13 protein-coding genes are annotated in these 11849 nt (G+C 37.5%); 7 read left to right on the plus strand and 6 right to left on the minus strand.

Annotation, left to right across the window (positions count from 1 at the left end):
• The first annotated feature begins 324 nt into the window (after positions 1-324).
• Positions 325-576, plus strand: coding sequence for a hypothetical protein (locus PHC76_RS14300; protein WP_299974845.1), 252 nt, complete (start codon positions 325-327; stop codon positions 574-576).
• Between the two features lie 83 nt (positions 577-659).
• Positions 660-1199, plus strand: coding sequence for an NAD(P)H-dependent oxidoreductase (locus PHC76_RS14305; protein ID WP_299974842.1), 540 nt, complete (start codon positions 660-662; stop codon positions 1197-1199).
• Positions 1200-1217: 18 nt separating this feature from the next.
• Here PHC76_RS14305 and rd read toward each other — a convergent pair whose 3' ends face one another.
• The 4 genes from rd to PHC76_RS14325 are packed head-to-tail and all read right to left on the minus strand — an operon-like array spanning position 1218 to position 4639.
• Positions 1218-1382, minus strand: coding sequence for a rubredoxin (rd, locus tag PHC76_RS14310; RefSeq protein WP_299974839.1), 165 nt, complete (start codon positions 1380-1382; stop codon positions 1218-1220).
• 13 nt (positions 1383-1395) lie between these two features.
• A complete protein-coding gene (locus PHC76_RS14315; RefSeq protein WP_299974836.1) occupies positions 1396-2256 on the minus strand; it encodes a thiamine pyrophosphate-dependent enzyme in 861 nt (286 codons plus the stop codon).
• The gene (locus PHC76_RS14320; RefSeq protein WP_299974833.1) at positions 2253-3932 is read right to left on the minus strand and encodes a 2-oxoacid:acceptor oxidoreductase subunit alpha; all 1680 of its coding nucleotides are present in this window, start codon (positions 3930-3932) and stop codon (positions 2253-2255) included. Before PHC76_RS14320 ends, PHC76_RS14315 begins: the two co-directional genes overlap by 4 nt.
• A complete protein-coding gene (locus tag PHC76_RS14325; protein WP_299974830.1) occupies positions 3929-4639 on the minus strand; it encodes a DUF2231 domain-containing protein in 711 nt (236 codons plus the stop codon). Before PHC76_RS14325 ends, PHC76_RS14320 begins: the two co-directional genes overlap by 4 nt.
• A gap of 161 nt (positions 4640-4800) precedes the next feature.
• Here PHC76_RS14325 and PHC76_RS14330 point away from each other — a divergent pair, with 161 nt between their 5' ends.
• Complete coding sequence (locus PHC76_RS14330) at positions 4801-5481, plus strand: superoxide dismutase (protein WP_299974827.1); 681 nt, start codon at positions 4801-4803, stop codon at positions 5479-5481.
• Between the two features lie 56 nt (positions 5482-5537).
• Positions 5538-6035: a rhodanese-like domain-containing protein gene (locus PHC76_RS14335; protein WP_299974824.1), complete on the plus strand. Its 498-nt coding sequence runs from the start codon at positions 5538-5540 to the stop codon at positions 6033-6035.
• Positions 6036-6099: 64 nt separating this feature from the next.
• On the opposite strand, the gene PHC76_RS14340 is transcribed toward PHC76_RS14335, so the two are convergent.
• The gene (locus PHC76_RS14340; RefSeq protein WP_299974821.1) at positions 6100-8799 is read right to left on the minus strand and encodes a bifunctional diguanylate cyclase/phosphodiesterase; all 2700 of its coding nucleotides are present in this window, start codon (positions 8797-8799) and stop codon (positions 6100-6102) included.
• A gap of 111 nt (positions 8800-8910) precedes the next feature.
• The gene (locus tag PHC76_RS14345) at positions 8911-9144 is read right to left on the minus strand and encodes a CDGSH iron-sulfur domain-containing protein (RefSeq protein ID WP_299974818.1); all 234 of its coding nucleotides are present in this window, start codon (positions 9142-9144) and stop codon (positions 8911-8913) included.
• Positions 9145-9239: 95 nt separating this feature from the next.
• Between PHC76_RS14345 and PHC76_RS14350 the strand changes: the two genes are divergently transcribed.
• The 3 genes from PHC76_RS14350 to PHC76_RS14360 all read left to right on the plus strand — a co-directional run bounded on the left by PHC76_RS14350 (position 9240) and on the right by PHC76_RS14360 (position 11576).
• Positions 9240-9515 (plus strand): hypothetical protein, encoded by a 276-nt coding sequence (locus tag PHC76_RS14350; protein ID WP_299974815.1) that lies wholly within the window; start codon positions 9240-9242, stop codon positions 9513-9515.
• A gap of 51 nt (positions 9516-9566) precedes the next feature.
• Complete coding sequence (locus tag PHC76_RS14355) at positions 9567-9782, plus strand: high-potential iron-sulfur protein (RefSeq protein ID WP_299974812.1); 216 nt, start codon at positions 9567-9569, stop codon at positions 9780-9782.
• 243 nt (positions 9783-10025) lie between these two features.
• Positions 10026-11576 (plus strand): sensor domain-containing diguanylate cyclase, encoded by a 1551-nt coding sequence (locus tag PHC76_RS14360; RefSeq protein ID WP_299974809.1) that lies wholly within the window; start codon positions 10026-10028, stop codon positions 11574-11576.
• The last annotated feature ends 273 nt before the right edge of the window (positions 11577-11849 follow it).

The raw sequence follows: 11849 nt of genomic DNA on the forward strand, positions 1-11849 counted from the left end.
AATAAACTAGTTGTAAAAAAATTGTGTCAAAAGTAATAAAATCTGTCCACAATGGAGATTACTTTTGAGGGCTATTTCTTATATGACAGACAAATCTACTTTAGATAACATAAGATAAATTATATTGGAAGTTGATCTATTCATATCTGCTATTTGGTGTTTAACCCCTAATATGGATGATGATTTGAATTATAGTTGCAATTATTACTTAAACAAATTGTAATATTTTTTTTTGAGATTTTTTTCTAACTATTTATTGCTATTATTTTTCTGGTTGACTTTTAAATTCTAATGCTAATATAAGTCTAATTTAGGAGATATATCATGAAACTCATAGAGAAAAAGTATTACAGCATTTATTTGGTTATTACCATCATCTTAATTTGTTTTATCTTTATGATAATCAGCACATTCATTATTTATAAAAATATTGGAGAAGGCAAAACTAGTCTTGATATTGCCATTCAGCAATCTAAAGAAAAATGCAATGAAAAAAATGGAAAGATAGTCATTCAAAATAAAAACAATCCTCTTAATTCTAAATGTGTCATCGATACTAAAAATGTATCTAAATAAAAGACAGATATCAGACATCCATCGCAAATATATTTCCTAAATTGCAGTATTCTTTTACCATTCAATATATCTAAAGGATGTAGATGAAAGTTATCGCCTTTGCAGCCAGCAGCAGTAAGTATTCGATTAATAAAATGTTAGTTACTTATGTAGCAGGATTACTTCAAAATTGTGAAGTTGAAATTCTTGATTTGAATGATTATGAGCTTCCTCTTTTCAGTGTTGATCGTGAAAATGAACTAGGTCATCCTGATCTAGCAAAAGCTTTTTTTAATAAAATTGGACAAAGTGATGCTCTAATCATCTCATTTGCTGAACATAACGGTTCATATACGGCCGCATATAAAAGTTTGTTCGATTGGTGCTCTCGTATTGATTCAAAAGTTTTTCAAAATAAACCGATGTTCTTGCTTTCAACATCACCAGGATCAAGAGGGGGAGCGACTGTGCTTGCAACAGCTTCTGCATCAGCCCAATTTTTCGGTGGCCATGTTAAGGCCAGCATTAGTGTTCCGAGTTTTAATCAAAATTTTGATCTTGAAACAGAACGTATTATCAATCCAGAAATTAACATTCAGATAGTTAATACGCTTCACACTTTTATCGAATCAATAAATACGTAAAAAACTAGATTTAGTAAATTATTCGGCTAATTCGGTAAATTGTTCTTTACCCACACCGCATTCAGGACAAACCCAGCCTCCCGGAAGATCTTCAAACGAAGTAGCAGCAGAAATGCCATTCTCAGGGTCGCCTAATTCCGGATCATAAATATATCCGCATACATTACATTCATATTTTTTCATCTTTTCTCCTTGGTTAAATGTACTTATTCATCTCATTGCTAAGCGCATGAAAATCAACTTCATGCAGATACAGCGGCTTACTTCCTATCTGACTTTCATCCCGAAGCACATCTTCCAAAACACCTTTTTGCGGGCTTTTATAGATAACCCCAATCGGAAAGGGATGAGACTCCAACGATTTTTCAAATGCCTTGACCTTATCCTCAGGGTTATACTCACTCGGTAATACATACACATTCTCTTTGAACCATTTAAACGTATTGATTTTATTGAACGTAACGCACGGCTGAAAAATATCGATCAATACATACCCTTTGTGGGCGATAGCAATTTTAAGCATCTCTTTGCAGTGTTCTTTATTCCCCGAAAAAGTACGGATCACGAGCGATGCATCAAGCGATATCGCCGTTGCGATAGGATTAAATGGCTCTACATGCACCCCCTCAGTCTGTACGGGTGTCTTAAACCCCCGCTGTGATGTCGGAGAGGCTTGACCCTTAGTGAGGCCATAGACCATATTGTTATGGACGATATTAATGATGTCGGCGTTTCGACGAATGGCACTCATAAAGTGGTTTCCCCCCTCCCCGTACATATCACCATCACCCCCTTCGGCAATCACGGTTAAAGAGGGGTTGGAAACTTTGATCCCCTGCGCGACGGGAAGTGCTCTACCGTGGAGTCCATTGAACATATGAACATGCATATATTGAGGTGTTTTTGCCGCCTGTCCTATTCCTGAAACCACAACGCATTGAAGCGGATCAAGCCCCATTTCCTCCAACGCCTCTTTCAAATGCGCAAGAATCGAAAAATTCCCGCATCCGGGGCACCATGCGTTATCCTCTACGATTCTATCAAACCGTGTACTCATCGGATCTCCTTTAACAGCAGTGCGATTTTTTCGGAGAGTTCATCAACAAAAAAGCTCAGCCCGTCAGATTTCAGGATCTGATCATCTGCGGTGATTCCGTGCAGTCGTAAAAGTTTTGCGAACTGCCCCGTGGCGTTATTTTCGATGACGATAAGGCGTTTGGCTTTTTGAAGCGGTGCAAGCTGAGATTCGCATAGTGGATGAACCCACGAGAAATGGACAGTTGAGAGCCTCTTATCCGCTATCCTCTCAACCGCCTCCTTAATAATATATTTCGTACTCCCCCATCCGACAACGGCAATCTCTCCATCTGCCTCGACATCGGGGAGAATAGCTACTTTCGCTACTAACGGACGTTTTTGAAGCCGTTTAGTGTTTTGCTCGTTCCGCACAGACATACTCTCAGTAATCAGCCCCTCCTCGGTGTGTTCATCCGAATCGACCAATACCAGCGCCTCACCGTATCCCGGAATCCCGCGAGGGCTGATACCCTCCGAGTTGATAGAATAGCGTTTGTAGTCCGCATCCGTCTTTACGATGTGATGAACAGGTGCTATAGGATCAATTTCAAACCGCTCGACATTGAAATAGCTATCTGCCAAATACTGATCGCTCATAAGTACCACGGGAACCTGATACGCATCGGCGAGTTCAAACGCTTTTCGTACAAGTTCAAAACACTCTTTCGGATCACTGGGAGCCAATACGATCCTCGGAAACTCTCCATGCCCGCTGTAAATAGCGAGTTCCAAGTCCCCCTGCTCCGTCCGTGTCGGTAGACCCGTTGCAGGACTGGGACGTTGCGCCAGATAGACAACCATCGGCGTTTCAGTTATTCCGCTGAGACTGAGTCCCTCACCCATCAGGGCAAATCCACCGCCGCTCGTCGTCGTGATCGCCCGCCCGCCGCTGTACCAAACCCCCAAGCCCATCTGAAATGCCGCGATTTCATCTTCGGCCTGCTCGACACAGATTCCGAAATTTCGACTCTGCTTCGCCAAAAAGGTCAGCACCCCTGTCGAGGGGCTCATCGGATAACTGGAAATAAAATTGCATCCACCCGCTATCGCTCCGAACCCGATTCCCTCCGTCCCGCTCAAAAAGAAATCCTTTGCTTGCTGGGCTGATAGATTCGGTTCGATACAGTAAAGGCAGTTTTCGTTTTCCTGTCCCAGTTTCGCTCCGATCTCTAACGCTTTGAGATTCACTTCGAGCATCTCGTTACTGTACAGCTGTGCTACAATCTCCCTCAATACGTTCACATCGCATCCGAGCAGTCCGAAAATCAGCGCAGCGGCAATCGTGTTAGAAACAATAGGGTTCCCAACGCTTTTGGCCAACCCTTCCAGATCGTGATCGTAAAATGTACAGTCGCATTCGAAATCCCCTTTTTTGGCGATTACAAACGTCTCTTTTGTGATCCGATCTTGTGCATGATAAAAAGCATTGGTATCCAACGGAACGAATATGTCTGCTTTGTATACGGGTGCATTAACCGGACGCTTTGAGATTCGTATCAGCGTCGTATTGCTGCCGCCACGAACCCTGGACATGAACTCTTTGGTCGAAAAGGTATAAAACCCGGCTCGCTTAAACCCCTTGGTCAAAAGGGTCTCAATACTTGCAATCCCTTGCCCCGCTTTTCCTCCGATCAATACCGAAACCGAATCTCTCATTGTCTCGCCCCCCAGGTAATTTTTCCGCCGTAATATCCGACGATTGTAACCGAAATAATCGTAATAAATATGACACCATGGTACATCAAACCATCAATCCCATGACTAAAAGGGACATCGCTATTCGTAAATCTTTGAATCAGTGGGCTAATCCCGACGATCAGAGTAAAGAGAGCGCCGATCAGCTTGATGACGAACGCTTTGGACGTCGCAAAATCGTAGTTGATCCACCAGCTGAATACTCCTGCGATCAATGCAACAAAACCCATCACGGTAGCGATCAAAAACGATAGGAATACAGCCGCTTCGTATTCGGTAGTAGGATTTGATAAGAACAAAACATCCGCGAAACCGCTGAAATAGTGCAGTGCAATCGGAAAATGAACGACTGCAGGATGGGGATGATATATGGCATACCATTGACGATATCGCTCTTTACGAGCCTCTTTTTCATCGAATGATATTTCATTTGTTGTAGCAATGAATACTCCGATTTGGGGACAATTTTGAAAAACTATATCACCATGCGGTGCATTCGCAAGTTCTACTGTAAGATCAAACCCTGCATAATGTTTTTTAAAATGAATCCCATTTTTCCAAAATTTTGACTCACTAACGTCGTATACGTTCCCTTTGAAAGCGATGTAAGCCGGTTCGCCGTCTTGACCGTTGTATTTTCGAAGCTCTTCTTCGGTAAATTCCATCATAACATCCTACCTAGATATTTTTACGCAAATTATCATTAGTCGTAATTTAATGAAATATTTAACTGTTGCTTAAATACAATTGTAGTTCATACTGTTTTTGTAAGATTTTATTTTTATAAGTTAATATTATCACACGGTATTACAATTCAGGAGGATGAATTATGAAACATGTTCTTATGGAATTGCCTTATGAGCAATCCGGATTAGCTCCTTACATTTCAGCCGAAACGGTCTCGTACCATTACGGTAAACACCATGCCGGATATATCAACAAACTCAATACCCTAATTGAGGGAACAGAGTTTGAGGATAAACCGCTGGAACATATTATCAAATACGCTGCTAACGCTATTTTTAATAATGCCGCACAGGTTTATAACCACGACTTGTATTGGAAAGGGCTTATCAATAATTCTACAACCCCTTCAGTTGGGCTTTTAGAATTGATTGAGCGTGATTTTGGTTCAATGAAAGCGTTTGAAGAAGCATTTTTAACGGCAGCTGCAGGATTTTTCGGTTCAGGATGGATATGGCTTGTTATTACTAAAAGTGGAAAATTAGAGATTAAAATGACCACTAACGCCGATACACCGATACGCCATAACGATACACCGTTATTGACTTGCGATGTCTGGGAACACGCGTATTATATCGATTACCGAAATGTACGTCCCGATTATCTTGCCAACTGGTGGAAATTGGTCAATTGGAATTTTGTATCTGATAACCTGGCACGTGTTAAAGCCAACCCAATTGCCGGCTATAATCAGTCGTGCAATGACATAAGTGAAGTATGTGAATATGTCGATTATATGCAAAAAAATGAGCGTACGCCTTCATAATTTTCTAAAGATTAGTACAGCTCTGATAAAAAATAATAAAACTCAAGGAGTGAATTATGTTACGTGAACTTTCAATATTAATATTGTCCGGAATTATAAGTTCAGCTACCCTTTACGGGGTCGATTATGACGGTGAAAAAAGTACATTGATTGAAGCTCCGTATAGTATGTGCGTCATACCGCCGCAAATAAATGAAGCAAAAGCACAAGGGATAAACGTTGTCAATACAAAAAAAGCAAAAGCGTTGTATGACCAAAATGCTATTTTTTTTGATGCACGTGAAAAACGCCACTATTCAAAAGAGCATGTCAAGGGCGCATATCCTGTCTATTTCGATGAGTCAAAAGCACAATACATTGCACTGCAGCTACCTGCTGATAAAAAGCAACCTCTCGTTTTTTACTGCTACGGTGAATCGTGTGCAAATTCGTATGAAGCAGCTCTATCGGTACGAAAACTTGGGTATCAAAATGTCAATTGGCTCTTAAACGGATACACAAAATGGAAAATGGCAGGATATCCTATCTCTACCGAAAGAAAAAATTCAAAATGAAAAAAATAGTACGTATTATTTTTTAATACGTACTTCATTGTAATAAGTTTTAAAATTACTTTGATTACAAATCTTCTATATTTTTTGCAGACATCGGTCTATGATAATAGTACCCCTGAATCGAATCAATTCCATTATCTCGAAGGAATTCCATCTCATCGATTGTCTCTACTCCTTCAGCCAATACTTCTATCTCAAGACCTTTTGCTAAAGCAATGATCGTCTTAACAATCGTTTGATTTTTAGGTTCACTCATAATATTTCGAACAAAACTTATATCAATTTTTAGTTTATTGATTGGGAGATTTTTGAGATAGGATAATGAAGAATATCCAGTACCAAAATCATCAATTGATACATGAAATCCCATAATACGTAATTCATCTAAAATGACTATAACTTTTTCAGGATCAGATAGGATGGAGCGCTCTGTAATCTCAATCTCGATCCATTCAGGTTCGCACTTTGCATCATCAATAATGGCTTTGAGAATAGCTATAAAATCAGAGTGAATAAACTGACGAGCTGCCACATTCACCGCTATTCGCCCAGATAAAATACCTGCGTCAGCCCATTTTTTTGCTGTTTTACAACTCTCTTTTAAAACAAATTTACCGAGTTCAATAATGAGCCCACTCTCTTCTGCTATTGGTATAAAATCTGATGGAGATATCATACCATCGGGCGAAAACCAGCGAAGGAGTGCTTCTGTTCCTATAATTTCACGAGTGTTTGGGTCAACCTGCGGCTGATAATAGAGTTCTAATTCATTGTTTATGAGCGCTTTTTTGAGGTTTGTCAAAATCGACATTCGAGTAACTGCCTTCTCTGTCAAAACACTCTTGTATATACTAAAGGTATTTTTACCCGAATTTTTAGCTTCATACATAGCTGAATCAGCACATCGCATGAGTTCTTCACTATTTTTAGCATCTTTAGGATAAAAAGCGATACCAATACTTGCTGTAATATATATATCTTTAGCATCAATATGAAAAGGCTTATCAAGCATATTGGCAAGATTAATCATCATTGATTCTATCTGGAGATGTTCACCTTCAGATGGGACGATAATAACAAATTCATCTCCACCTGTACGAACAATATACGAATCAATGGGAAATAATTCTTTGAATAATTTAGTCATTTCGATCAAAAGCTTGTCTCCAAATCTATGCCCATAGGAGTCATTGACCTCTTTAAAACCGTCCAAATCAAGAAACATAAATGCTATTTTTTTATTTAAACTAACTACATGATTCATATATTCGTTCAAACTAAGGCGATTAGGTAAGCTTGTCAACTCATCATGATGTGCTAAATAGTCATATCTCTCTTTCTCATCAAGAATATGATCTTGATCAATTTGTTGTTGAGTAATATCTTCAAACGTAATGACTGATCCTATTATATTTGTTTCGAAGATAACAGGGGAAACTGACATATGTACTGGAAAAACTGACCCATCTTTACGATGAAAACGGTGTTCGATATAAGCAGTTTCACCATTTAATACAGCAATTTGTATTGGACATTCTTCACGGCTATAGTATTTTCCGTCGTAAATATTATAGTGAAATACATCGTGCGGAAACTGGCCTAAAATGTCACTTTCACTGAGCCCTAATAGTTTCAAGCCTGCAAAATTGATATAGTTACAACGATCGTCTAAATCAACCGCATAAACACCCTCTGCAATATTGTCAAACATCGTTTTCTGTTTAAGAAGTTGAATCTCATTTTGTTTATGCTCCGTAATATCATGTGAAATACCAAATATCCCGAGTAACGATCCGTCTTCATTATAGATGGGACCTTTAGTCGAGTAGAATACTTTTTTATCCCCAGAAAGCGTTATGGCTTGCTCTTCTTGGCTTCGGATAACTTTTTCTTTTAAAATAGTTTGATCCATTTCACGGAGTGCTTTTGCCCCTTCTGGAGTGAAAAGTACTTCGTCAGTATTTCCGATAGCTTCATCTTCACTTTTTCCTGCCAATTCAGAGGCAGCATGATTAAATAATAGATATTTTCCTTCAATATCTTTGACAAATATTGCATCTGGCGTGCTGTTGATAATAGTTTTGAGTAGTGCGTTAGAGCGGTTAAGTTCGATTTGAGCTTTTTTTTCACTCGTAACATTTGCGGAAATGACGATAAATTCTCCGTGATTCGGACTGTAAATTGAAAAGTTGTACCACTGATCGAGTGCTTTTAGATAATGTTCCCATTTACATGGTTTTCCGCTAGAGGCAACTTCACCGAAGACGCGGAGTGAATCGGGGTTTTCCTGCGTATATTCTGGGATGAATTCACTGATTTTTCGTCCAATTACATCATGTAATCCAGTCATCGATTCAAATATTTTATTAACATTGATGTATTCATAATCAACAGGGATACCATTTTCATAAATCATACGGCAATGTGCTATTGAATCGAGCATATTGTCGAATAAATCATGATACATTTGATTGGTTTTATGAAGAGATATTTCGAGTTCTGATTTGGATTTAAGTGTTTGGAGATGCAAGGCATACTCTTTGAACTGAGCGTTTAAAAATCGCGATACAAGAAAATAAAGGAGAATACTGGTTGAAAAGACGTAAAAAAAACCTTTATAGGTCTGAAGGGTTTTTAAATCGTTTGTACTCAGAGCGATGATTTCTACCGCACCATCGGAAAAATAAATCCAAAAAATACCAATAAAAAAATAGAGAAAAGCAATAAGAAAGGCATTACTTCTAGAATACATTTTAGTTTGCATTGCTTTTCCTACTGTAGGTTAGCAAGTATATCATAGATTCATGAAGTCACTATGTGGTTAAAGAAGATGCGAAACAAGTGACCATTTGATGAAAAAGTATATCACTGGTATCTAAGGTTGTTGATGTGATCCATCACAATACGGTTTTTTTCCTGAACGCCCGCATCGACAGAGCCATTTGTCCGTATCGGCTTTAACTGAAAATGCAATAGGCTTTTTATCCGTTCCTTCATGGCTGCCATCACAAAACGGAAAGGTTGTGGATAAACCACAGGTGCAGTACCAATACTCTTTATTAGCATCCAGTGAAGCTTTGAAAGGTTCGTTTTGGAATTGTGTTGCCATAAGAGACTCCTAATGAAAAATGTAAGGATTATAACACGCTTTACTCAACTTTAATATCAAATTTTAACTTAATAAACCAATTCCAAGATTTTTTTGTGACTATTGCATATACCCCATCTACCAAAAAAAGTGCGGGATTTCAGATGAAAAACTTTAAGTTATGTCTTATCGATTCTTTTGCAAGTCATAAGTTCAAACATACTCCTTACTACCTTATCGCGTTGCTCACTATTAATATGCTGTTGGTGGCGAGTGTATCGATCGGATTACTTTACAATATTGGATTTGAGCGGCAAAAAAACTGCCTTGTTGATCTTGTAGAAGCACAGAGCATTATGATTGATATTATTGCTCATCAAGTTTTCTGTTGAATATAAAATAAAGTCACTACACAATTATCCCGAAGAAGCTTTTTTAAATATATGTTAGCAATTGGAACAGTTAGTTTTTTTGCTTCTCCATTGCAGGCTAAAGTAACTAAGTTGGCTGTAAAATATCAGCAAAAATCTGCAACGGGCAAAATATGTAAAGATTGTATGCATTTTATAGCAGCTACAAATGAATGCAAGCTAGTTGAAGGAAAAATAAATTCTGAAGGCTGGTGTACATTCTATATTAAAGATCCAAAAAAGTCCTGAAAAGAAAACGCTCTTATGCGTGATATCTAAATGTATCACTCATTATATTTATAAACTTCTCAGCGTCAATTTCAATTTTTCTTTTCAATAACTATGGCTCTTTTTACTATCGTTAGAAAGCAATTTTAAAAATATACTACTATAATGATTGTTTAGTGATTTTTTATTAATATGCTATACCAAGTTATAAAATCGGATTAAGATTCTTATACCGCTTAATGCTGGAAGATGAAAAGGAATACGATGAACGGACATGCCAATTTGCTAAAAGTAAAGCTACTTTGGTTGTTTATGCTTTTTGCTTTAATTCCCATGGTTCTTATTGCCCTATACAGTTATTATGATATTAAAAAACAGCTTACCATCTCTCAATTATCTCATCTAGAAGCCATTGCAAAACTCAAATCATTACAGATAGAACATTTTTACGATGAATCTAAAAATAATATACAAACAATTAATTCCTTACCTTATGCCAAAGAGATTTTATATAAAAATTCAAATTCTAAATCATTCCACCATAATGAAATTATAAATCTATACGAGCAAGAGTTAAATAGTTTTGTATTAAATCATAATATCAATGATGTTTATGTCATCGGATTGGATGGAAAAATAGTTGCAAGTTCAACACAATCAAAAGAAAGCATATTTTCTTCGTTTCATAAATTAGCTTTTGAACAAGGAAAAACAAAAATATTCTTTTCAAATATTTATAAAAATAGTACCTCTGTTTCGTCCAACAACCAGCAAAATAGATATTCTTTGACAGCTTCATCACCTATTGTAGATGTTGACAATAAACTTGTTGGTGTTGTGGTTGTAGAGTTCAGCGTAGATAATCTTTTTCTTTTACTGCAAGATTACTCAGGTTTAGGGAGCAGCGGTGAAACGTTGCTCGGAAAAAGAAATAATGAAAAAATCATTTTTCTTAACCCTCTTCGACATGATCCAAATGCAGGAATGCGAAGAAGTGTTCAAATTAGCGGGAAGATAGGTATACCTGTGGTTATGGGTGCAACAGGGCATAATGGAAGCGGTATGTCCGTTGATTATCGAGGTGTGAGTGTTTTAGCAGCTTGGAGACATATCCCGATTGCCAATTGGGGAATGGTTGCAAAAATTGATACGGATGAAGCTTTAAAACCATTAGTATCAATACGAGACAGTATATTTTTTACGGCGCTATTTATACTGATTTTAGGTATTGTCGTTTCTTCCAAAATGACAAATAATTTAATTCGTCCAATAGACCATCTCGAAGCAGATGCCCATGTTGACTCTTTAACAGGATTGCCAAATAGAAAATTACTAATGGGATTGTTAGAACAGGTTCTTAAAAAAGCGAAACTAGAAGGTAGCATGGCCGCAGTAATGTTTTTGGATCTTGATGGCTTCAAAAGTGTTAATGATACCCATGGACATGAAATGGGAGACTTATTACTTAAAAATGTTGCACAAAGACTTACAAATTGTATCAGACAAAGCGATACCGTTGCGAGACTCGGTGGTGATGAGTTTATCATATTGTTGAGCGGTACTCAGGATATAGGCAACGTAGTAAAAATAGCAGATACAATTATTCAAAAACTCAATGAAGAATTTTTCATAAATAACACCAGCATTAACATTGGTGCGAGTATCGGCATTAGTATCTTTCCAGATAATACAATTAACCCAGATGAAATGTTACAGATGGCGGACAAAGCGATGTATGATGCAAAACAACATGGTAAAAATCATTACAAGTTTGTTAATGATTTACAGAAGGAATCGTTGAACTTTACTATTTAGGCTATTAACAAATATTTGCTCTTCTATCCTAAACCAATAGAGTAGGATTATTTGGATGCTAATGACGGTTTACTGTAAGTTAGCTTATTGGATAATATATGGCTTATACAAAAATAAGTAAAAATTAGTCAATATAACGGATTACTAGTGTTTTCCGACACCATCAGCTAAATGATGGTTTTAACGCTCAACAAGTCATTTACTACTATACGAATTGAATAACTTTAGGGTTTTCCGTCGTTTAAAACTCTAATTGTAAAAACTAGTATCTTA

The organism is Sulfuricurvum sp., from assembly GCF_028710345.1.
Lineage (GTDB): Bacteria > Campylobacterota > Campylobacteria > Campylobacterales > Sulfurimonadaceae > Sulfuricurvum.

What these genes read in the sequence shown, in the direction of transcription:
- PHC76_RS14300 (WP_299974845.1), top strand. Translation starts at nt 325, where the DNA reads ATGAAACTCATAGAGAAAAAGTATTACAGCATTTATTTGGTTATTACC.
- PHC76_RS14305 (WP_299974842.1), top strand. Translation starts at nt 660, where the DNA reads ATGAAAGTTATCGCCTTTGCAGCCAGCAGCAGTAAGTATTCGATTAAT.
- rd (WP_299974839.1), bottom strand. Translation starts at nt 1,382, where the DNA reads ATGAAAAAATATGAATGTAATGTATGCGGATATATTTATGATCCGGAA.
- PHC76_RS14315 (WP_299974836.1), bottom strand. Translation starts at nt 2,256, where the DNA reads ATGAGTACACGGTTTGATAGAATCGTAGAGGATAACGCATGGTGCCCC.
- PHC76_RS14320 (WP_299974833.1), bottom strand. Translation starts at nt 3,932, where the DNA reads ATGAGAGATTCGGTTTCGGTATTGATCGGAGGAAAAGCGGGGCAAGGG.
- PHC76_RS14325 (WP_299974830.1), bottom strand. Translation starts at nt 4,639, where the DNA reads ATGATGGAATTTACCGAAGAAGAGCTTCGAAAATACAACGGTCAAGAC.
- PHC76_RS14330 (WP_299974827.1), top strand. Translation starts at nt 4,801, where the DNA reads ATGAAACATGTTCTTATGGAATTGCCTTATGAGCAATCCGGATTAGCT.
- PHC76_RS14335 (WP_299974824.1), top strand. Translation starts at nt 5,538, where the DNA reads ATGTTACGTGAACTTTCAATATTAATATTGTCCGGAATTATAAGTTCA.
- PHC76_RS14340 (WP_299974821.1), bottom strand. Translation starts at nt 8,799, where the DNA reads ATGCAAACTAAAATGTATTCTAGAAGTAATGCCTTTCTTATTGCTTTT.
- PHC76_RS14345 (WP_299974818.1), bottom strand. Translation starts at nt 9,144, where the DNA reads ATGGCAACACAATTCCAAAACGAACCTTTCAAAGCTTCACTGGATGCT.
- PHC76_RS14355 (WP_299974812.1), top strand. Translation starts at nt 9,567, where the DNA reads ATGTTAGCAATTGGAACAGTTAGTTTTTTTGCTTCTCCATTGCAGGCT.
- PHC76_RS14360 (WP_299974809.1), top strand. Translation starts at nt 10,026, where the DNA reads ATGAACGGACATGCCAATTTGCTAAAAGTAAAGCTACTTTGGTTGTTT.